A 20612-nucleotide genomic window follows, 5' to 3' on the forward strand; every position below is an offset into this window, starting at 1 on the left:
GCTGATGCTGAAGCGGCTTGCTGCCTCCCCTTGAGATCTCAAATGGGTTCTATAGAGCACTTGACGACGGTTGCCTGACTTGACGATGAAGTTTTCGCGCGACAAGCGGCTAAGAACCTTATACAGCGATGGTTTCGGGATTTGCGTATCCTCGAAAATCTGATCAAGCGTGGCCTGACCAACCTTGTTGATGTACTCCTCTACCGTGGTGCGCTGGTCAGATGAGATTGCTTCCGTCCAACGGCCTAGTAATCTCCATTCCAACGTTGCGCAGTCAAGCCGAATTTTGAGGTCAATTTTGCCGTAGCCATTCTCCGCACAGAGGCGGTAACAGTCGCTATCGGCAGCTAACACCATTGAGCCTCTGCACGTCGCTCTGATGGCACTAGAACCGCGAATGGTGTCGAACACGTCGATCGCGTTCGCATTGTCTACATTCACTTTCCCGGTGTGGTGCACCAACACGATGGAGCAGTTAACATCCTCGGCTAGTTCTTGCAGTGGCTCAAGGACTCGGCTCATCTCGGCACTGGATTCAGTTGTGCCATCGTCCCGAATGCGAGAAAGCGTATCGAGGACGATGAGCCGTGCGTCTAGCTCTTCAGCCAATTCGCGTAACTGACTGGTTTCGGAGAGCTTGAAGCGATCAAGCCAGTAGACCGGAATATCCTCAGCCCAACCCTGTGCAAGCTGTCGCTGCTTAATTTTGACCGGGGCATCTTCACACCGCACATAGAGGACGACTCCCTGCGTCACGGGTCGATCGAGGAATGATTCACCTGTGGCTACGCTCTTCGCTAAGAGCATCGACAGGAGTGATTTGCCAGCCCTGGGGCCTGCTGCCAGCATGATCAGTTCATTCGCTGGTAGCAGGTCAGGGACGAGCCATTCCACATAATCGGGTGCGGTTGCCATCAACTGAGCATTCGTGACGAGCCGCGATCTCAATAAGTTTTGAGTTTTGGGCTTTGCTTTCTCCCCCAACTCTGTGGCTTGTGTCGCAGCTTGGGCGGCTGCTACAAAGTCAGCCATTTGAAACCCAACAGCAAGCGCATTACTCACATCCCAGCCGTGGATCTCGCAGCCATCCGTCATCGGCACCTGGGCAAGACGACAGCGATCGCCCAGAGCCGCCGCTACTTTTCTCGCTCCCTCATCCCCTGGAATCAAGCCTGTCTTGGTCGGTTTGTCGTTGCGGTCATAAAAGACATACACGTCACCGGGCAGCTTCTCTAGTTCCGGCTGCGGTGGCACGTTACTACAGCCAGCGGTGAAGCACGCCACTGCGACGGGTAGCTCTGCCTGCCTGACGTGCTGCCCTAGCAGCATGGTATCCCACTCCCCCTCACAGAGCCATGTAGACGTTGCCTCTACGGGTAGGTATGTGAAAAAGGTACGTGCAGGGATGCCGGCTTGTGACCAGGGCTGATAACCATCCGGTTGTTCTGTTGCTGACAGCCACGGAGCCACGCGCTTTTTCTGGTAGTAAGCGGTGCCGTCATGGTTTGGCAACGGAATGCTGATCGCTGGCAGATGGCGATCGCCTGCTTTGGCTCTCACTACTCCCAACTGATAGCGGGCAATCAGGCCGTCATCAAAGCCACGCTGATGGAGCCAGTCCTTAGCAGGGCCATTCGATTGCATGAGGCGATCGTGCGCTTCTTTGACTTTCTGCGGTGAGACTGTGACAGTTGTTCTACCAGCGGTGGCTTTTGGTTGTGCCAGTGCAGTGGGGATGATGCGGTTCTCACTCACGCCCAAGGCCGCACGGATGTCTTGCGGTGTGCAACCTGCAAAGCACTTGTAGGCACCCTCGTACTCTCCTGATGTCACGAGGCTCAGATTGAGCTTGCGGTGATTTGCGCCTTTGGACTGAGCACAACTAGGGCAGATGGCTCTAGCGTCCGTGTTAAATTCGACATACTCTCTGATGTTGAATTGTTGCATCTTGGTTTCTTTTGGGTGAAATGGATGGGGGCATATCGATGAGCCGCGACAGCCTCAAAAAATGAGCCGTAGGGGACATTGGCGTGTCTCCTACGGCTTTTGCATGGTCACGCGATGAGCATGAGCATCAATCTTGTTTGGCTCGCTGCTGAAGCCCTTTGAACATGGTTCGCAGTCGGTTGAGCCGTTGCTCTGCGTCGTGCACTTCGCTGGCACTGACTAGGTTGGGGGCCACTTGGTGCAAGCGCTGGTAGAACTTGTAGAGTTCCGCAGCGATCGCTGTGACTTCATAGGTCAGGTTGGTCAGGGTTTGGGTGGTGCGATCGCTCATCGATACCACCTCGATGCTGCTGTATCGTTCCCGTCCAAAAGGTTTAGCTGCCTTGGGGCTGGAGTCAGGGAGACCAGCTTCAGCAGTACCTCTGAAAGGCAGTGGTAGTCGTGCTGATAGGTAGGCAGGAGGCTGTAACCTTTCATCCTTCCTCCTTCTCTGCGAGTGCGGCAATGAGGACATCAGCAGCTTTGACAGCAGTTTTAGCCCAGACAGGAATCAACTCTGTCACCACTGGATCTGTCTCTGGGTTAACGAACGGCAGGTCTGAATCATTGCGAATCATTGCCTGAAAGATCATCGCTGCGAGGAGTTCGCGTTTTGTTAGCCCTGGGTGCACCGGGTCAACTTGATAGACCGGAAACGCTAAATCGTCGCTCATGCCACGGCCTCACGCTTTTCAAGGCAATCAGCGGTGTAAAACTGCTCACTACCATAGACACGGTAGAGCCAGCATTCTTCATCGGGGTTGTACCAGCGCTGGACGATACGAGTGTTGTCGCTGCGTCCGTGGTGCCAGAGGGTCACGTCCTGGTAAAGCTCGAAGTGGGGCTGTGAAAGATGGATGCGGGGTTCGAGTCGCATAGGCTAAAATTCTCCTGTGTAGTGTTAAAAGTTTTTACCAATGACGGATGGGCATCCCTAGTGAGTAGGGATGCCCTCTTTTTGTGCCGCGTCTTCTGGTGTGCCTGCGACAACAAAGCGATCGTCTACTTCATCGTCCTCATCGAAGAAGCCCTCATCAGCGAGTGTTTCGAGTAGTGCGGCTTGATTGCCTGGGGAGAGTTGCACAAACAGGGCGATGATTTGCGCTTCGATGTCTTCCTGCCTCCGGCTTTCTGCCTCTTCGATTTGCGCGTCTTGCGCTTGCAGTCGTTCTAAGTCAGTCAAAATTCCCTCCTGATGGGTTGCGCGTGATGGCTGTTTGGTCAATCACCCGGTTGGATGGATGATTAGTGGAATCAGCACGGGGACAAGGGCTGCAATTCTTTCCCCGCGCTAATACCTTGTACCCTCAAACAAATCACTGTGAGTAATCACGGTGATTGATTACGATGATATGATAAATTCCAGTGGATTCAACGTCGAAGAGGGCAAATCACCCTTGAAACTCCTTCGAGAGCTAATAGGAAACATGGAAGGTCACGGCGCTCCAATTTCTCAACAGGAATTGGCACAGCGCCTTGGCGTAGGCATTGCCACAGTAAGCCGATGGGAACGCGGTATAACACCTGCAATGTTTACAATTCCGCAACTCAAAAATCTAAAGAAGTTGCTGGATTCTGTCGGTTTATCTATTGAGGAACTGCCTGACGACTTAGGCCCATACAAAAATGCTGGAGCCTAATGAGACTCCAGCGTTTTAAGCAAAAGTAGTGCGCCTTGAGGCAGTGGTACCAACACAACCCCAAGACGACTTCCCCCAGTTCGATCTACCCAAACTAGGAGCATTTAAACTATGTCAGTTTTTCAACGCTTGGTGATCGCCACGATCGCCGCCATTTTAGGGGCACAATTGCCCGGTTTAATCACGTCCCCTCCTCCTGCCCTCAGTGAAGGCAACTGCGTCTACCGCTGGGGAGACCTCAACCGCGCCGCAGAGCAGGCTGGTGCTTCTGTCTACCGTGACCTGCATGGCTATGGCACCAACTATCGACAGGCCAGTTCTCAAGCTGATAGTGCTGCAACTGCAACTGTTGGTGAGGCTGCGTATGGTGCGTATAGCGCTGATGGATATGCAGCAAGCGCAGAGTCATGGGGGGCCAACTAATGAAGTGGAACCTTAAAGACTTGCAGCTTACCCTCGTCCACATCTATGAGTACACCGTTGCAGGCAAACAGCATACGGCTGTTCTCAAGCCTATCGATGCTGGGAACGGGGTCATCCTGGAGGAGACCTTTGACGGTAGCGGCATCATGCGCGGGCTACTCGTCAGTGGTGGCACCGTCCATATCCCGCTCGAAGGCATCACCAACTACTTCCAATCGTGGTGGAGGCTGTTTGCCAACGATGGTCACGGAGGCCGCCGCACCATTTACACTGATGACGAAGAACGTGTAGGGAATGAAGCTGTTAGAGACTATGGGAAGCGTGGATCGTGGGATGAAGATGGTTGTTATACAAAGGCAGAGGAGACCGATAAAGGCTCATCAGACTCACGCCGCAACTATCCCAAAGACAAGAGACCGGACGAGTACAAAGATTAGCGTTTGACGATTTTTATCCTCTAGTCAAAGCGATCAACTCTCCCACCGTTGGGAACCATAAGAAAAGCCTCCCTCTAGCCATTTAGGGAGGCTTTGTCGTATCTATCCCATTTTTCCCATGACTTTGCTTCTCATCAGCATCTTGGTAGCAATCATTTTTGGTGCTTGGGGTTTCATGGCTCTAGTTGGTATCGCTTCAATTGTTCAAGGAATACGTCTACAAGTGCAACCAAAAGTGCAACCAAAGCGCAAAGTTTACCAGTCTCCGATGAGAATGTCTCCAACTGTTTTACCATCAACCAAAAAACAGCAATTAATCGACATTCTTGGAGTTGATAAAACAGAGCGAACGCTCAACTACATCAAGCTTTTTAACCCTGACAAATCAGAGCTATGGTGCATTGAATCGGCACTTGCAGACATGGAAGAAGAGCGTCTTCATGCATTGGTAGACGCAAAAATAGCTAAAAAACCTACTGTTGCTAGAGAGGTACGAAATCAACTACTTTCGCTGGTAAATGGTGAAGCTGAAACTGTCGATCGGTTACTAGCTAACACTCGCAGGCTAAATCCACACAAAACTGAGCAATGGGTGTGGGAGAAAGTTATTTACGACCTAGAACGAGATCGTCATTAGTCCTCACGCTTCAAATAGCGCTGAATGCCCGTTTCTGTCTGCCCTACAGCAACAGCCAACATCTGAAGCAGTCCTTTCACATCGCGCAAATCATCCTCAATCCCATCAAGTCTGCGATCGCCCAACTCGTGCAGCGTGTTGAGGTTCATCGACAGTGCCTCATATTGCCTCATCAAGTGATTGAAGTCACGTTGCGCGGCATATTCCTTTGTTTTCCCTTCTGCGTAGGTATCCAGTTCTGCCTGACGTTGGGCTTTCTGACGATCGATTTCGGCCTGGGCTGCTGCTAGCTCCTGGCGTTGGCGCTCTCGAAGTTCGTCCTGTCGCTTCAAGTAGAACGTTTTGGCCGTCCAGTAAGCAGCAAAAGCCCCAGAAGCCAACCCACCCACCGCAGTGATGAAGCTTGCATCTAAATTCATTGCAATCCATCCGGCTTGGTTGCCTCGCTCATCGCTTCCAGGGCTTTCGCTAGCTCACTCGCGTCCGTGATGCGTGCCCAACCATACTGGGCACCCAAACCAGGGTAAGCGTCCTCTAAAAGGTTTGCCAAACTGAAAAGCGCGGCGGCGATCGGCTTCAGTTTCGCACTGTCGATCCAGAAGGTTGGCTCTGTCATGATTCTGTGACTAGGTTATTTGACTTCATCGCACCCTCTGACCGTTTCTACTGAAATTCAAAGCGTGGTACGGCTACCACACCCACTTTGAAAAGCCTTACACCCGTTGCTTCTATGGCTGGTGACAGGTTGAACGCAACCGTTTTAGGTAGCGGTGCCCCAGCGCCGGGAATGTCCGAAACACTTCGGAAATCAATCCAGGTCGAACCATCCACGGTATATTGCAACATCCCCCCGTTCTGCCCTAAATCCGATTCGCCATACCCATCAATGCGGCCACCGCTCAGCGTGATTTGAGCAATGGTCACTTTGTAGGGAAAAGTCGCCTGTAGCCAGTTAGTGCCCTCATCAGCAGTCACGCCCCCGGTTGAAAAATCGCCATCGGTCAGGCTGGCATACGTGGCTAAGAAGAAATTATTGTCCAGCCGTCGAGAGGACTGCGCGACTGTGTACGCGACACCCGCTACGGTTGGTGATGCTGGTGGGGGCGGAGTCGGAGTCGGGGTCGGGGTGGGAGTAGGCAGAGACAACACGGTTCGGATTTGGTTGACGCTGGCAACAAGCGTTGTGAGTTGGTCTTGCACGTCCGCCAGGTCAGTAGCGATCGCAACCTGTCCATCAAAGCCGCTTGCCACTTGATTGCTGATGGCGTTCACAGCTTGGCCCTGCGTCGTCAGTGCAGCAAGCACTTGCGTGAACAGGGGCACGTAATCGATCGGTTCGGCAGTCCCTGGTAATGTCTCCAACTGCTCTTGCAGTGCCGCGATCGCCGTTAAAACTGGCCCGTTATCAGCCGTCCCCTCCGTGCTCACAATGGTTGATTCCACCTGAATGGTTAATTTCAAGCTGAAATCCCTCTGCACGGGTTGATAAATCAACTTGTAAGGCAGTTCCGTTGAAGGTATGAACAATTGCTGAAAGGGCGTTAAAGCCAGTGTGCGCCCTTTCACCGGGCCAATGCTAGGTATCATCAAAAGTTGCCGTAAGTATCCTAGAACGGGTTCTCTCACGCCCAACCCCGTCAACAAGTCAGCCGTCACAATCAAGCGGTAATAAGGCTGAAAGTCATAGGGCAGTGTCAGCGGTTCCGTTGCTGGATTCACCGCATAGGTCTCACTAAGAACAGTTTCCCAACTCATAACGCGTTCATCCCTAGATAAACTCCGTCACTTGCGCGCCACCATTCGCCACGCTCCAAATCCCTGAAAGTGGCCCGTCATAGTCCTGTGGGCATTCCCATGTTGTATTTGGGGCGATCTTGACGGCAAAGTTAGTTGTGCTAGCTGTTGCCCCAAAACCTACATACAACGTGGCTAGAGCCGAATTGTTATAAACGGTCAAACCTTTGCGGCTGGAGTTCGCCGTCAGCAAAGAAACCGAAGTGATACTAGCGGCCACTGTGGTAGTAGTGCCAGCATTAGAGCTTTGAGAACCTGGGTCACTAGAGAAGGGCATTGTATTTACCTCGATTTGTAGCGTTAAAGAGGGTGGTTCATAGCGAGGCGATTTGATTTCAAAGCCTCGAATCGCTAAACGTCGTGCAGCAAAGAAAAAAGGGGCAGGAATTTCGAGAATATCGAGGGCTGACTTAACCTGTAATCGTTGCTGTCCAAAGAACTCAAGCTCATCATCAAGCTGAGCTTGAGCCACTAAAATGTGAGAAAAATTCTGCACTGACACATAGCGAAACCGAAAGAAAAGCCCGTCACAAATGGGGGTGAATTGCCAATCTTTGGTGATTTCAAGACTTACTAAGAGTTCCCAATGATTCACACCGTATCAAGGTTCGCTTCAAGTTGATCAATGCGGTCAAACGTATCAAGGTCACGCCCGTCATAGCGCCAGATTTCGACGGACACATCATCAAAATAGTAGGGAAAGCTCAACTCTAGAAAATAGGTTGGCAGTACCTTGGGAAACACCACCAGCGTCAACGTGCGTAGCCTGAGCCAGCGCCGGGAACTCTGCACGGCGGCCACATATTGAGACGTAGTGCTAGGGAGGAATGGCAACACCTGTGCCGCCCAGCCTCCCGTCCGCCAAGTCGATCGCGCGGACTGAGACGAAACACCAATGATGAGCACATGGCTGTTCTCAATTAAAAAGGTACGAGCTGGTAAGCGATCTTTGACGTTGACGTTATTGACGGCTTGGTAGCTCGAACGACTCACCAAGTTCCATTCGAGCGTATCCCTGAAGTCTGGAAACTGACGGCTCATCGCTCTAGCTCAAGTCCTTGCTGCATCACGAACTCAAGGTTTGACTCGGCTGCGTCCATTAGCTCGGATGGCTCGTAACCTGCTTGAGCCATGAAATCAAAGTAGGTTTCTACATCAATCTCACGGTCTAAAAAGGCTTGCGTCATCTTTGCCCGTCGATAGGTCTGTTGCCACAGCGCTTCAATCTCCTCATCATCCATGCCAGGACGGACGATGAGGGGAGTGTCCAGTAGATCGGTAGCGATCATCAGACGGGCACCTTTTCGGGTGAGATGGAGACCCGCTTGATGTCAGCCGCACCAAACAGGGTAATGATGGCGTTCTTCACTGCCGTGCCACCGGCTAATTCTTCCTCAGCATCCGAAGTAGCACCAAAGGGCGTGGAGAAGCTATCGCCTGTGTACTTGAGGTAATAAAGCTTCGTGACCTTCGATTGCACATAAGCTGCCGCACCAGTACCACGGAACGCAGTGGCTTTGGCAGGTCTAAACCCTTGCATCTTTGTGGCAGCAGCCAGGTTCGCACCTTGGGTGTACAACCGACCAGCTACTGTTGAGCCAATCTCCTGAGAGGATTCCCGACCCACCCGTGTCGCCAAGTAGACTCCAGCCGCCAAATCAGCCCCAAAGGGACGCAGAGCCGCAGGTAACGTCTCACGTCTGGCCCCTCTCACGCCGCCTTGTAACCGCTTGGTGGGCCGCGTCTCAATATTCTTTAAGTAGTCAACATAGTTGTCGAGCGCTTTTTCATACTCTGCCCCACGCTTAATCTGGGAATAGCGACGAGCCATAGCCCTGTTCTCCTAAATTGCAAAACGTTGATGCTTTGGAGTCTATCCCACCCGCCTGGTGGAGAGTTCAGAGTTTTTGCTTAGAGAATTGGCCGATATAGTTGTATGTAAAAAATTGAGTGAACCCGTAGGGTTCCGCCATACCCGCTTATTGACACTGGTAGGACACTGTAAATATTTCTTAAGTGCCTCATATGGTCAGTGTGGGGAAGTTGCGCGGCTCGGTGACTGTCCATAGTGCAAACCGAGTTGTTTTCTCGTCATAGGTGCGATTATCGATGCTTGTTCGTCCTTGACCGTCGATGGTGTTGTGGCGATTGATCAGCGTGGCATAGGTGGGATACACGCGTGTAGGACGTTTTTTAAGCTTCTCTGGCCGCTCTTGTTCCTCCGATATCGACAGCGTGAGAATGTCTGAGGTTGAGAGCAGAGCTAGCTTTCTGAGCTTGGTTTCTGCCTCTTGTGCCGTTGCGCCATAAACAGCCATTTGACGGCGGTTGTTCATGTTGGCCGTGGCTCTGAAGCGGCCCCAATCATAAGGGTTAGCCGCCGTTTTGATGTCTTCCCAACTCACGCCCACTTTGAGATCTGGGATTTGCACCTCTACCCGTTTACAGCGCTTGCCCGTCAACTCGACCCAAGGGGGTTCAGGCCGTGTCTGGAACACAATCACCAGTTGACGCAGTTGGAAGTTCGCACGGCCCATACTTGCGGCTGGTGTGCCGATTACCTCTCCCACATCACGGTTATAAAGCAGCCGTTGGGTGTTGATAGTCTGCTGGATGGCTGGCAGTGCCAACTGTTGCGGCATCTGGATGAGCTTGAGGCTTTCGTCCTCCGCTTCCCGATCGGGAATGATTTCGATGGTGCGCTCTGGCCCTAACAGTTCCTTCTGTGAGGCTTTGTGTTGGGCAAAGGCTTCGTCTATCTCCTGAGCAACGATGAAGCCTGCTTCTGTGAAACTATCCCACGCTTCATCGAAGAACTCTTCTAAGAACTCTTGCAGCGCTTTGTTTTGGATGTTCTCAATCGCTTCATCCATTTGATGATTGAAGCTCATATCCGGGCCACCTTTGGCCCCCCACACGTTCTTGATGAAGTTGGCGCTGTCGGCACCAAACACCGTATTGAGGAACGCTTCAGGGGCATTCTTGAGGAACCGTCGATAGTTGGTGTACACGCCGATCAGGGCACTGGTAGCGACGGCCCCGGCTGTTTGAGCCAGGGCATTCCGCAGCGTCGGTAAAAGCTCTTCCATCGCTTCTTTGCCCACTTTGGTTGCCACCAGCCGCGCCAGGGCAGCACCACCCACGACCGGGCAGAGAAACGCCACACCATAGCCCACTCCAATACCAGCCAGCCAGCCGAAACCCTGACCGACCACACCACCCCATAAGCCAGCGAGACGCAGATTCTGAGCGTCCACCATCGTTTTAAGCTCTTCGTCGGTCGCGTTCCAGTTGAAGGACTTTAAGCGCTCGATCGCACCCACAACCCAACCCCAGATCTTTGTCGCAGAGAAGGCAACGGCTTTGATCAACCCACCAATGAAGCCTGCAAACTTAGATACCGCATTCCAAACGTTCTGAATCAAGCCGCCTGATTCTTCAGCTTTGAGCTTTGTCAGGCTGGTGATTTTGCGGGGTGCAACGACAGTCGTTGTGATGGCGTTGAGTAGTTCACTGCCTGTCTTCCCGGCGGCGGCATTGGCCCTAATTTTGCGTGAGAGGAGCACTCCCACGGAGAGGCCGAGGCTCATGGGGTTGGCTCCTGCGGTGGATCTGCGGGTTTGTTTCTCACTCTGGGCTGAGGAATTGAGTCCTTATTGAAGTAGTTTGTCGGACCATTGATGAGTGCTAACAGTGCCTCCCATTCGGCATCTGAAGCGGTCTTATCACCGGTCATCATGCTTTCAATTTCTTTTTGTAGCTCTGCTAGTCGGTTTTTGTCCCTAAAGAAGGCTGCTTTGATGATGCCAGCACTAAAGACAATCCGCTGTAAGAAGCCAACAATAGACTCTTTATCGTCTTCTTCCCAACCCACTACATAACCTTTAGACTCGTTTAGAAATTCATCTAATGAGCCTAATTTTGCGGCATCAAAACTATAGTTGATTTCACGTCTTGCGGGGTTGCCTTTATAGCCCAAAAAGGCAGCGTTAGCTCTTACATAGTCTTGCGTGATGAGACTACTATTCTTAGTTGCAATCACCTCTGATGCAAGCCTCATTAAGAAGTTAACTGCGACATCGCCGTTCACTGAGCTAGAGATGTTTAAGCCGTACATTTCTGCCAGTGCTTCAGAGATGTTCGGTAGTTCAACCTGCTTGGTTTGATTCCCTTCTGTTAATGGATCAACATCTTCAATCGTGATGTTGATGGGAAACTTCCCGATTAAACCATCCACTTGTTTCACAAACCAAACAAAGTAAGTAGCAAAGTCTTGGATGATTTCTGGATCATCATTGTCGGTATAACCGAGCAATGTTTTAGGCACGCTTGCAGGTAGGCCCTGGTACCCTGCACGGTGATAAAGGTTTGAGGTGTAGAGGTTAATCAAACTGACTAGATTTTTGATTTTCACCTGTCCCGGTATGGGTTGGCCCGTTAACCGTGCCTGCTCTTCCTCAATGGCAACAGCCGTTGGATCTTCATCTGGGATGGCAGGAAAACCAAACACCGTACCAACTTCCTTCAGCCTGCGTTCCAGCTTCACTTTGTACTCTGGAGTCCTGCCCTCTGGGTCTTTAAACCAAATGTCCCCACCTAAAACGTTATAGGATCGCTCGGTGTGGCGTTGAATTTGGCATTGTGCCGATTGGATGTTAGCCATTACCTCAAATTGCTCTTTAACTGAATCAGCAATTGCATTAGGTAACTCGATATCCATCATTTCAAGTGAAGCCGTACCATCTTCATTGCAACTGCATACAGGAACGCTAATAGTCGTTTTAGTGGTGTTGTCTTGCTGTTGCTGTTGCTGTGCAACTTGATATTCTTGCTGTTGATCGGCAAAATCAGTTAAAAAATCAAGCAATTTATCTAGAAAATCTTTTGCTTCATCTTGCCCCTTTTGCAATTCGGCTATGCATGGATCTTCGCATCTAGGGGGCATTGTCTGAGGTGTCTGCGGTTGTTGCGTCTGCTGTGTTTGTGGTGTACCTACCTGTTGATAATTTTTAGGGAAGGGGTTGTTTCCTCCTGTTAAATTTTGCTGTGTTGTAGTAGGCGTGGGAGTCGTCGATGTTGGGTAGTTTGCAGGCAGGTTTGGAACTAATTGCGGAGGGATATAGTTCTGAGGTTGCTGTAAGTTTTGCGGCTGTTTTTGTGCCTGCGGTTGCCCTAACTTCTGCGGTTGTTGCAGTTTTTGCGGTTGTGCCGCGCCCTGTTTCTGCGGTTGCAGTGTTGGCGATTGTGGAAGGCTTTGCGGGTTGAGTGCCTCTGGAATCGGTGATAAAAGCAGCGGCGATTGATTGAACGTAGCGGGAATAGAAGGGGTGTTTTGTGTTGGCGCATCTGTGCCCTGGACGAGTTGACCGTCCAGCCTTGTCACTCTAGCAATGGAACTACTTTCACGCCTTGAATTAGGGCTGTAGTCGAATAGTCCTACCCCTACCTGCTGCACGGGGTTTCCATGCGACAGAATCACCGTACCAGTGCCTGAGAGTCTCTGTTGCACCTCAGCAGCGGGGTCCATCGTGACTCCTAAAATGGGGCCTCTAAACGGCCCATTTTGGGCAGGGCCTTCATAGGTGCTACGTCTTTCACCACCGAAGGGGTCGTAGTTGTAAGCGTTTACCTGAATCACTACGTTGTAGAGACTGCCCGGATCACCATACCCAGAGAGGTTACCAGCGTTTGGGTCGATTGGCTTTACCCACGGAGGCACGGCGTTTGGATTCCGCTTTCTGATGCGGTTCTTTACCCCTTCCAACTCGAAAGGACTCATCGATTGCGAGGGGTCGTCTGAGAGCCGTTTCAACCGCTTGGCTAAATACTTGTCTTCATCCCCCTTTGCGCCGAAATAGTCGCGCCAAGCTGAACCCGTATCGATTGAACTGTCAACGGCACGACCAACAGAGTCAAGGGTTTGAGGCAGTAAAGACAACGGCCCTGCTAGCTTTGCCAACGGCCCTACGGCTGCTCCTTCTGCGGCTGCATTGAGCGCACTCGGCCCAATGGGCGATCGTGGGGCCGTTGGGCCTGAAATCGTTGCACTCGGTGGTGGGCGGTACGCATCCTTCCCACCTAACACAGCATCATACGGGCCTGGGCCGGGAGCAGGAGCTTGTGGCGACATCAAGCGTAGTCCAGGCTGCGGTGGTGCCGATTTGGTCGCTAGCTCCGAGGGGAAGCCTGATTCGAGTTCGACTGGGGTTTCAAGGCGCAAAGTCAGCATTAGGCCAAATACCCAGATGGGGCTTCAGTGTTGCTAAATGCCTGCGTTGCCAGCCATAGCTTTTGGGCTGTAGCCTGCCAGTTCGGATCTAGCTTCAAATTGATTCGCAGCAGTAAGCGTTCCGTGTTGTCGTCTGCGGTGAAGGTTGCAGCCGTGCAGGCTAGCTCTGAATTGTTCTCTGTCTCCAACACTCTGAGCGTAGGGTTGAGCCGATGCAACAGCAGGCCTGACCAAGCGCAATACTGTTCTATGGTGAGGAGTTGGGGAGGCACTTGAGCCGATGTGATCGTAGTCATGAAAAATACCTAAAAACTTTCTCAAGTGTGCCCTATGCCTGCCCTTCTGCGTCAGACCGCAGAAGTGCAACGCAAGAATCGGCTTTTCAGCCTATGCGTAGGAGCTAACAGAAACGAGAGAATCGGGGTTGCAGACTATAACTGAACGGTGATTTATGCCAGTTCTAGTCCAGTAAGCTAGGAGAGATAGGCGGAAAGTTTCTGCCTATCCATCCAATTTGGGATCTTAGGCGGAAAGTTTTCATCTATTAATAGTTAGCCATCTTCATTCCACACGAGATTTTGATATCTTTGTCGTTAGTTCATATTTATGCTTAATGCTGATATGGCTGTAAGCATGTGGGTTTAGCATGTATAGAATTGAAAGAGCGATTAGAGGCGGTTAAGGAAAGTGGCAAAACGATATGAAGTGGTTGTAGATCAGTTTCCCGAAAAGTATATTCCTGTGCTTCGTGTGTTACGGAATCTATTAGGAACGGGTTTAAAGGAAACAAAAACGCTTTACAACTATTCCAGTAAACACTGTCCATGTGTCTTTCTTGCTGGAGTCGAGCTAGAGTTGGCAGAGAAGCTAACGAGAGAACTTCTTGAAGTTGATGTCAAGGTATCAATTCGAGAATCATCTTTGCCTAATCCAATGATTGTTTGTCCATATGATTTCAGTTCCCCTAGTTTAGTATCTATGATTGCTTCATGGTTCCGAAACTGAAGGCTAACAATCCCGTTGCACGCCGACCGTACAGAGTTCTTTTGTTGAGTTCGAGAGGTTACTAGCGGCGGGTGAACGGGGTCGTTAGCTGGTTGCATTGTCGTCTGTGGTGACGGTAGTTGGAGACTAGTTGTGGAAAGTACGATCGCCCAGTCAGTTTTCTGGTTTGTGAGTTAGAGCGCAATGGTGAGAGAGCGTTGAACTGACTCCATGCAGCAGCAGAGGCATAAGCTGCTTTGCCATTTCTTCCACAGTGCAATCCTGCGGCTCACGGCTCCATTGCAAACTTGTACCAAAAATAGCCCAACTCAACAGAGTGGCGATCAGTTCTAACGAAGATTGCAACCGCTCTTCGGCGGGCAGTTCCAGTTGCAGCCACAGCAAGATAAACGCATAAAGCTCACGTTGAACTGCCGCCTCCACTAGGGGATACGACGCATAGTTGGGTCCACGACACTGATTCCGCGTCGATCGCAGCATTTCTGCGACGGCACAAATTAGCAGACATAAGTTGCTTTGGTTAAACGGAGAAGAAACTTGAAGCTTTTTCTCCAATGCCTGCTGGATCGCGTCCCGCATCGCTGCCTCGATTAGGGCTGCTTTGTCCTCGAAATGAGCATAGAAAGTCGCTCGGTTTACCCCCGCTCGTGCTGCGATCGCTTGCACACTAATGACATTCAAGTTTTGCTCTGCCGCCAGTTCAACTAAAGCTTGGAGCAACAACTGCCGTGTGCGCTTAGCGCGAGGATCATTGATATTAATCGCTGCTTCGTCTCTGTACGTTTCCTTCACTGCTCTTATTCCCCGCTACAGCAACACTTTTGCAGTTCTGTTGTTTAGACAACACACCTCGCTGTTTGTGGATTGTCGTTATCACATTGCCGCTTCTATCTTATATACAACAGTCGTTGCTTAGACGACAGGTGTTTAACAATTCAGGAGAAAAGAAACGATGAGCCAACGACACAAACGGATTCTAGTCACGGGTGCAACAGGAACTCAGGGCAGCGCGACGATCGCGCAATTATTAGAGCAGGGGTACTCAGCACGAGCAATGACTCGAAATCCAACAAGTGAACCAGCCAAAGCTCTGAGTGAAATCGGAGTAGAAGTGGTTCACGGCGATTATGACAACCCTGCTTCGCTGGCTACCGCGCTTGAGGGAATAAGCGGAGTGTTCTCAGTGCAAGTCCCCAGTTTGACTGGTGATGATACGGAATATCGCCATGCGGTGGCGCTGATTGAAGCAGCAAAACGGGCGAAAATTCAACACTTTGTTCACACTTCTGTCTCTGGAATTGATCTGTACAAGCGCGTACTGCCAGAACAAGAACATCTGTGGGATCGATCGTTCTGGAACAGTAAGCTGCACATTGAGGCAGCAGTACAGGCAGCAAACTTTCCGGTAGTCACAATTCTCCGCCCTGCGTTCTTGATGGAGAGCTTGATTGCACCAAAAGTCAACTTCGCATTTCCTGAACTTCGGCAGGGAGAACTTGTCATTGCCATGCAGCCAAATACGAAACTGGCGATGGTTGCCGCGCAGGATATTGGCAAGTTTGTGGTTACGGCATTCAACCATCCCGATCGCTTTAACGGTAAACAAATTGAGTTAGCAGGCGACCAGTTGACAATTCCTGAAGCTGCTGCTGTTTTGAGCCGTGTGAGCAGGCAATCCGTTTCTGCTGTTTGTCTGACTCCAGAGGCAGCGATCGCACGAGGCAAGCATCCGGTGATGGTGCAACATCAAGCGTGGGCAAACGAAGTAGGATACCCGATTGCGATCGAAGAATTACAAGAGTACGAGGGGATCTCGCTCACCAGCTTTGCAACGTGGGTAGAGATGAATCAGAATGCTATCAACGTAAACTAATTTATAAGCAAGGATTTGACTGCCTCCTTACATTCAGAGCCTGTTTAGATAGGCAAAGATAGTCGGTGCACTCGGTAGCTAACAAGTCGATGAAGCGTACGGTTAAACGATTTGGGTGCTGAGTTTGAGGTTATCTGCCGCCGCTTATCTTGGTCGTTATGTCTGAAAATCCTCGTGTCACAAGTGCAAGCTTGGCTTCAAAAGTCTTATTAAGTGTTACCTGATTTGGGAATGCCAGTATCGAGAGTGAATCCTGTAAAGCCTTCACAGTAGGGTTTCTGGAACTTTCAAGACCGCACTCATAAGCCCAAGGTCGCAGGTTCAAATCCCGCCTGAGCCATCGTTGCAGAATGTGCACCTTCTAAATAGCGCGCGTTTTTAGATGTTGTCTCTTTTCTCGAGTTTTCACGGGTTACCCCAAGGTCTAGGTCTGTAATGCCTTGCCAGCGGATTTAGATCCGCGACAGCTTAAAAATCGCGCACAATGTAGAGATCGTAAAGGTTTCGGATCCGAAACCTTTACGATCTCTACATTGTGCGAAAGTAAGCTTGGCGCAATGTCTCTAGTACAGCGCATCAAAAGTTCTGCAACGTCGGTTGAAAGAGTGCTGAGGACTGAGTAGTGCTCAAGCCTGTTGCATCATTTCTGTTTCAGAACACTAGGGGCTGTCATCAATGACTCATACACATGACTTGAAGCAAGGGTTCTAGCCCCTATCCTTGTTTGTGAGGACGGGCGCTGTAAGGTTGATACTCAAGGTTTTTGAGCTTAATTGATGACGCGCCCTAGTTAGCCCTGACCGAGATTAATGGCAACCGCACTTTGCCTTAACGCGTAGGCTCGCTGATACAACGAGAGATCCTGTTGAGCCAGATTAGACCAACTGTAGCTTTGAGCCGTTTCATAAGCATTACGGCGCAACCCTTCTAGATAGGGTCGATCGCAGATTAACCGCCCTAATGCCTGCTCGATCGCTATCTGATCGCGGCAGGGAATCACAACAGCATTATGCCCGTCGCGCACGATTTCCATCGGTCCTGGTGCTGCTGTTGTAATGGGTGCCAGTTCACACGCCACTGCTTCCACCAGGGCAACTCCAAACCCCTCGGAAATGGTGGGAAACAATTTAATGTGATGCCCTTTGAGCAGTGAAGGTAGGGTTTCGTTGGCATCGGTGGGCACAACGGTCACGCGATCGCGCACCCCCACATCAAAATCGGCATATGCTTTTTTGACGGGGCATTCTGTATCCAAAAAGCTCACTTCCACTTGGGGATAACGAGCCAGCATGGTATTTAACGCTGGCGCAGCATAATGCACTCCTTTGCGAATGATATAGGTGCCAATTTGAGCAATGCGAAGCGGTTTGTGATACCAATCTGAATTGAAAATGCGACACATCCTGTAGGGGCAAGGCATTGCCTTGCCCCTACCCACCGATTGATCTGTAGCCGTCATTCTTTAAATCGGTATGACACCAAAGGCTCCAGCGTTGGGATTGCGATGATAATGACACGTGAACAAAATTTTCATAGCTGACTGAGTAGGCATGACTGCTTCAAACCGACTTCGCGAAACAGAGACTCCAAGAGCTGAAAATTTTTATGAACATCAAACATTTGCTCGGCGACCTGCCGCCCTCTCATACCCATTTCAAGGCATAAATGGGGATAATCCATCAAGGTGCAGAGGCTGCGGGTGAGGGCAAAATGGTCGCTTGGGGCAATCAAAAAGCCCGTTTCTTTATGCGAAACAATTTCAGGAATGGCATTGAGATCAGTGGCAATCACTGGCAAACCTGTTGCTAGTGCTTCGATGAACACCCAGCCAAACGGCTCTGAATGGGTTGGCAAACAAACACATCTGTCTGGTGGTAGAGCGCTAATCATTCCGGTGTGTATGCCTCAATCTGGCGATAAATATGCACATTGGGATGTATACAGGTAATGGCGGCAGTGGCTACTAAATGCAGTTCTGCGTCCTCAGCAAGGTTGGCTAGAAAGCTAAATTAACCAGTATTTACATCAGTCCGCGGCAGAGTTGCTCAGGCAGTTGCTGAATCACTCGTTGGAAGGGATCAGGATCATCTAGTCCCTGAGCCAAAATCAATGCCCCCTGAATGGCGATGACTCCATCTTCACCGCGCTGATGTGCGATCGCTTCATCCATGCCTGCATCGATCAAAATTGCCGCGATCGCACTAATCCACACACGCAGCAAAGTCCGTACCCGCTCTTGAAAGACGTCCTTCCCGGAGCCAAGCATCAGGGCCGCTAACAGGCAAGGCTTTTGCCCGCTGTTATAAACCTTGTTGATGCGATCGCACATTGCCTTTAACCGAGTTAGCGCATCCCCTTCACATTGCAACGCTTCGATAGCAATTTGCTCTAAACCTTGCTCTAGAGCGATCAAAACCGTTTCTACCATCTCATCCTTTCCGCCAGGAAAGTGATGATACAGGCTGGCCTTGCCCAATCCCGTCGCTTGAGAAATTTTTGAGAGCGTTACACCGTCGTAGCCATATTGCCGAAACAAGTCGAGCAGTGGTGGTACATGAGTTTGTTTAGACATGAGTTTGTTTAGACATGCATTTGCTCAGGCTTGCAGAAATCTAAAGACGTTGAATCCATCTGTTGACATTGTACCAAACGATCGGTACAGTGAATCTAGACCGAACGAACGGTACAGTTTTCCAGACAACAAAGCTCTATGCGCCATGTTCTGTTCACTTCGATCGTTCTATCTGTCAAGGAACCTTTGATGGTCTGAGGTGCGCTATGTGTCTTTGCCGCTCTGGCTCGGTTAGAACGGGAATCGCTCCCATCCCACGGTTCCTTTGCCTCGCGTTTGTTGTGATTAACCTTCAAGGATTCAACCCATGATCAAGCTTTACGGCCACGAAGTTTCTGGCAATAGCTACAAAGCAAAGCTCATGCTGTCGCTGCTTGGCTTAGATTACGAATGGATTAAGGTCGATTTGCTCACAGGTGCACACAAGCAGCCTGCATTTCTCACGCTCAATGCTTTTGGGCAAGTACCTGTTTTAGTTGATGGCGGGGCCGTTGTAGCAGATGCTCAAGCCATTCTGGTCTACCTGGCACGGCAGTATGGCGGTGAAGCCTGGTTGCCTGTGGATGCCGAGCCGATGAGTCGAGTGATTCGTTGGCTGTCAACAGCGGCGGGTGAAGTGCGTCAGGGGCCTGAAACTGCACGGCTTTACTACCTGTTTGGTGCGACCAATATCAATATTGATCGCGCTCACCAAAAAGCTGCTTTCATCCTGACGCAACTCGACAAACACTTGAGCACGCACACCTGGCTGGAGTTCGATCACCCTACGATCGCGGATATCGCAGTGTTTCCCTACGTTGCACTGGCGAGGGATGGCAAAATTGACCTCGATGCGTACCCCAATGTGCTTGCCTGGATCGATCGTGTTAAACAACTCCCTGGTTATACCCCAATGGCAGGAATCTAAAGGCGCACGTCATCAACCCATCGTTCGCGGTTTTGATCGGAGAGGGTGTGGGGTGTGGAATATCGGGTGTGTGGAATGCAAAGGAAAAAAGCTGTAAAACCAACACTCATCTGAACGGAGCAAGCATATGTTCAACTCAGGCTGGTCAAGGATTGAATCTCCGTTTCATGCAGGGGAACTTGCCATTCAGGCTCGACTGGGCGTGTTAGATCGCATTAATAAGCAAGGACGGCAGATAATTCGCACGTACCTTACGCTTCAGCATCGCCAGTTTTTTGCTCAACTTTCCTATGTGCTTGTGGGTACGGTAGATGCTGATGGAAAGCCGTGGGCTTCCATTTTGGTGGGCAACCCTGGCTTTCTATCTACCCCGGACGATCGCACCTTGCGCATCACCGCTACCCCCCTTTTGGGCGACCCTTTAACCAGCACGCTTACAATGGGTGCTAAGATTGGGCTGCTTGGGATTGAACTGCATACTCGCCGCCGTAATCGTCTCAATGGCTTTGTGACAGCCGTAAGCCGCGATGGTTTCGATGTGCAGGTAGAGCAAAGCTTTGGCAACTGCCCTCAATACATTCAAGCCCGTCAGTTTGAGATTGAAGGACATCTGGTGAAACCGTCCCAACCGATTCATCCGGTAGAAAGGTTGGGAGATATGGAACGTGCGATGATCACCCGATCAGACACGTTCTTTATTACAACGGCGTATCAAGCCGCAGAAGCAAGAGCAGCCAGTGGTGTAGATGTTTCTCATCGTGGTGGTAAACCAGGCTTTGTGCGGCTTGATGACGATCAGACGCTTACAGTCCCGGACTTTTCTGGTAATCACCATTTCAATACGTTTGGCAACCTGGAACTCAATCCTCGCGCTGGCTTGCTGTTTCTAGATTTCGATCGCGGGGATCTACTTTACTTAACAGGCACTGCCAAAGTAATTTGGGACGGTATGGAAGTGAGCGCTTACGCAGGAGCAGAGCGATTGTTGCAATTTTCTCTGACTCAAGGCTATCGAGTGGAAGGAAGTTTACCTTTGCGGTGGTCACAGGCGGAGTTTTCACCCTTTCTCGATCGCACAGGCTCCTGGTAAACGATGTCAGCCCACCGTC

Annotated in this window: 27 protein-coding genes; 8 read left to right on the forward strand and 19 right to left on the reverse strand. The window is 50.7% G+C overall.

The genetic code is table 11. The features are described 5' to 3' along the window. The 5 genes from AC5JLP_RS22825 to AC5JLP_RS22845 form a co-directional block, all read right to left on the reverse strand. Nucleotides 1-1947, reverse strand: a 1947-nt coding sequence (locus tag AC5JLP_RS22825) for an AAA family ATPase (RefSeq protein ID WP_496070259.1), incomplete at its 3' end; no start/stop codon positions are given. 127 nt (nt 1948-2074) lie between these two features. Beyond that, nucleotides 2075-2278 carry a hypothetical protein gene (locus tag AC5JLP_RS22830; RefSeq protein WP_496070260.1) on the reverse strand — a complete coding sequence of 68 codons (204 nt, stop codon included), beginning with the start codon at nt 2276-2278 and terminating at the stop codon, nt 2075-2077. A gap of 142 nt (nt 2279-2420) precedes the next feature. Beyond that, on the reverse strand, nt 2421-2660 hold the full coding sequence (locus tag AC5JLP_RS22835; protein ID WP_496070261.1) for a hypothetical protein: 240 nt from the start codon (nt 2658-2660) through the stop codon (nt 2421-2423). Then, entirely contained in the window at nt 2657-2863 is a 207-nt protein-coding gene (locus tag AC5JLP_RS22840) for a hypothetical protein (protein WP_496070262.1), read from the reverse strand. Before AC5JLP_RS22840 ends, AC5JLP_RS22835 begins: the two co-directional genes overlap by 4 nt. 57 nt (nt 2864-2920) lie before the next feature. Then, entirely contained in the window at nt 2921-3169 is a 249-nt protein-coding gene (locus AC5JLP_RS22845; RefSeq protein WP_496070263.1) for a hypothetical protein, read from the reverse strand. Between the two features lie 151 nt (nt 3170-3320). Between AC5JLP_RS22845 and AC5JLP_RS22850 the strand changes: the two genes are divergently transcribed. The 4 genes from AC5JLP_RS22850 (at nt 3321) to AC5JLP_RS22865 (ending at nt 5123) form a co-directional block, all read left to right on the forward strand. Next, the gene (locus AC5JLP_RS22850; RefSeq protein ID WP_496070264.1) at nt 3321-3626 is read left to right on the forward strand and encodes a helix-turn-helix domain-containing protein; all 306 of its coding nucleotides are present in this window, start codon (nt 3321-3323) and stop codon (nt 3624-3626) included. A 111-nt stretch (nt 3627-3737) separates the two neighbouring features. Continuing rightward, nucleotides 3738-4049, forward strand: coding sequence for a hypothetical protein (locus AC5JLP_RS22855; RefSeq protein WP_496066590.1), 312 nt, complete (start codon nt 3738-3740; stop codon nt 4047-4049). Further along, entirely contained in the window at nt 4049-4486 is a 438-nt protein-coding gene (locus AC5JLP_RS22860) for a hypothetical protein (protein ID WP_496070265.1), read from the forward strand. The genes AC5JLP_RS22855 and AC5JLP_RS22860 overlap by 1 nt, the downstream gene beginning before the upstream one ends. A 118-nt stretch (nt 4487-4604) precedes the next feature. Beyond that, nucleotides 4605-5123 carry a hypothetical protein gene (locus tag AC5JLP_RS22865; RefSeq protein WP_496070266.1) on the forward strand — a complete coding sequence of 173 codons (519 nt, stop codon included), beginning with the start codon at nt 4605-4607 and terminating at the stop codon, nt 5121-5123. On the opposite strand, the gene AC5JLP_RS22870 is transcribed toward AC5JLP_RS22865, so the two are convergent. The 10 genes from AC5JLP_RS22870 to AC5JLP_RS22915 all read right to left on the reverse strand — a co-directional run bounded on the left by AC5JLP_RS22870 (nt 5120) and on the right by AC5JLP_RS22915 (nt 13442). Continuing rightward, nucleotides 5120-5542, reverse strand: coding sequence for a hypothetical protein (locus AC5JLP_RS22870; RefSeq protein WP_496070267.1), 423 nt, complete (start codon nt 5540-5542; stop codon nt 5120-5122). The genes AC5JLP_RS22865 and AC5JLP_RS22870 overlap by 4 nt on opposite strands. After that, nucleotides 5539-5739: a hypothetical protein gene (locus AC5JLP_RS22875; protein ID WP_496070268.1), complete on the reverse strand. Its 201-nt coding sequence runs from the start codon at nt 5737-5739 to the stop codon at nt 5539-5541. Before AC5JLP_RS22875 ends, AC5JLP_RS22870 begins: the two co-directional genes overlap by 4 nt. 47 nt (nt 5740-5786) lie before the next feature. Continuing rightward, nucleotides 5787-6878, reverse strand: coding sequence for a hypothetical protein (locus tag AC5JLP_RS22880; protein ID WP_496070269.1), 1092 nt, complete (start codon nt 6876-6878; stop codon nt 5787-5789). Nucleotides 6879-6891: 13 nt separating this feature from the next. Beyond that, nucleotides 6892-7512, reverse strand: a complete 621-nt coding sequence (locus tag AC5JLP_RS22885) for a hypothetical protein (protein WP_496070270.1) — start codon at nt 7510-7512, stop codon at nt 6892-6894. Then, complete coding sequence (locus tag AC5JLP_RS22890) at nt 7509-7958, reverse strand: hypothetical protein (protein WP_496070271.1); 450 nt, start codon at nt 7956-7958, stop codon at nt 7509-7511. Before AC5JLP_RS22890 ends, AC5JLP_RS22885 begins: the two co-directional genes overlap by 4 nt. Next, nucleotides 7955-8206, reverse strand: a complete 252-nt coding sequence (locus AC5JLP_RS22895; RefSeq protein ID WP_496070272.1) for a hypothetical protein — start codon at nt 8204-8206, stop codon at nt 7955-7957. The genes AC5JLP_RS22890 and AC5JLP_RS22895 overlap by 4 nt, the downstream gene beginning before the upstream one ends. Next, nucleotides 8206-8748: a hypothetical protein gene (locus AC5JLP_RS22900; protein ID WP_496070273.1), complete on the reverse strand. Its 543-nt coding sequence runs from the start codon at nt 8746-8748 to the stop codon at nt 8206-8208. The genes AC5JLP_RS22895 and AC5JLP_RS22900 overlap by 1 nt, the downstream gene beginning before the upstream one ends. Nucleotides 8749-8938: 190 nt before the next feature. Then, entirely contained in the window at nt 8939-10507 is a 1569-nt protein-coding gene (locus AC5JLP_RS22905; protein ID WP_496070274.1) for a hypothetical protein, read from the reverse strand. Beyond that, nucleotides 10504-13146, reverse strand: coding sequence for a hypothetical protein (locus AC5JLP_RS22910; RefSeq protein ID WP_496070275.1), 2643 nt, complete (start codon nt 13144-13146; stop codon nt 10504-10506). Before AC5JLP_RS22910 ends, AC5JLP_RS22905 begins: the two co-directional genes overlap by 4 nt. Next, nucleotides 13146-13442, reverse strand: a complete 297-nt coding sequence (locus AC5JLP_RS22915; protein WP_496070276.1) for a hypothetical protein — start codon at nt 13440-13442, stop codon at nt 13146-13148. Before AC5JLP_RS22915 ends, AC5JLP_RS22910 begins: the two co-directional genes overlap by 1 nt. Before the next feature lie 409 nt (nt 13443-13851). Between AC5JLP_RS22915 and AC5JLP_RS22920 the strand changes: the two genes are divergently transcribed. Then, nucleotides 13852-14151 (forward strand): ribosomal protein L7/L12, encoded by a 300-nt coding sequence (locus AC5JLP_RS22920; protein ID WP_496070308.1) that lies wholly within the window; start codon nt 13852-13854, stop codon nt 14149-14151. 153 nt (nt 14152-14304) lie between these two features. On the opposite strand, the gene AC5JLP_RS22925 is transcribed toward AC5JLP_RS22920, so the two are convergent. Then, nucleotides 14305-14943, reverse strand: a complete 639-nt coding sequence (locus tag AC5JLP_RS22925) for a TetR/AcrR family transcriptional regulator (protein WP_496070277.1) — start codon at nt 14941-14943, stop codon at nt 14305-14307. 160 nt (nt 14944-15103) lie between these two features. Between AC5JLP_RS22925 and AC5JLP_RS22930 the strand changes: the two genes are divergently transcribed. Then, nucleotides 15104-16024, forward strand: a complete 921-nt coding sequence (locus AC5JLP_RS22930) for an NmrA/HSCARG family protein (protein WP_496070278.1) — start codon at nt 15104-15106, stop codon at nt 16022-16024. 790 nt (nt 16025-16814) lie between these two features. Here the strand turns inward: AC5JLP_RS22930 and AC5JLP_RS22935 are convergent. The 3 genes from AC5JLP_RS22935 to AC5JLP_RS22945 form a co-directional block, all read right to left on the reverse strand. Then, nucleotides 16815-17483: a glycosyltransferase family 4 protein gene (locus tag AC5JLP_RS22935; RefSeq protein ID WP_496070279.1), complete on the reverse strand. Its 669-nt coding sequence runs from the start codon at nt 17481-17483 to the stop codon at nt 16815-16817. Nucleotides 17484-17554: 71 nt separating this feature from the next. Then, on the reverse strand, nt 17555-17914 hold the full coding sequence (locus AC5JLP_RS22940) for a glycosyltransferase (RefSeq protein ID WP_496070280.1): 360 nt from the start codon (nt 17912-17914) through the stop codon (nt 17555-17557). 130 nt (nt 17915-18044) lie between these two features. After that, nucleotides 18045-18596, reverse strand: coding sequence for a TetR/AcrR family transcriptional regulator (locus AC5JLP_RS22945; protein WP_496070281.1), 552 nt, complete (start codon nt 18594-18596; stop codon nt 18045-18047). Nucleotides 18597-18903: 307 nt separating this feature from the next. Here AC5JLP_RS22945 and AC5JLP_RS22950 point away from each other — a divergent pair, with 307 nt between their 5' ends. Beyond that, nucleotides 18904-19503: a glutathione S-transferase family protein gene (locus AC5JLP_RS22950; protein ID WP_496070282.1), complete on the forward strand. Its 600-nt coding sequence runs from the start codon at nt 18904-18906 to the stop codon at nt 19501-19503. Nucleotides 19504-19630: 127 nt separating this feature from the next. Continuing rightward, nucleotides 19631-20593, forward strand: coding sequence for a pyridoxamine 5'-phosphate oxidase family protein (locus AC5JLP_RS22955; RefSeq protein ID WP_496070283.1), 963 nt, complete (start codon nt 19631-19633; stop codon nt 20591-20593). Nucleotides 20594-20612: the final 19 nt, after the last annotated feature.

The sequence above is a fragment of the Stenomitos rutilans genome (assembly GCF_059505485.1).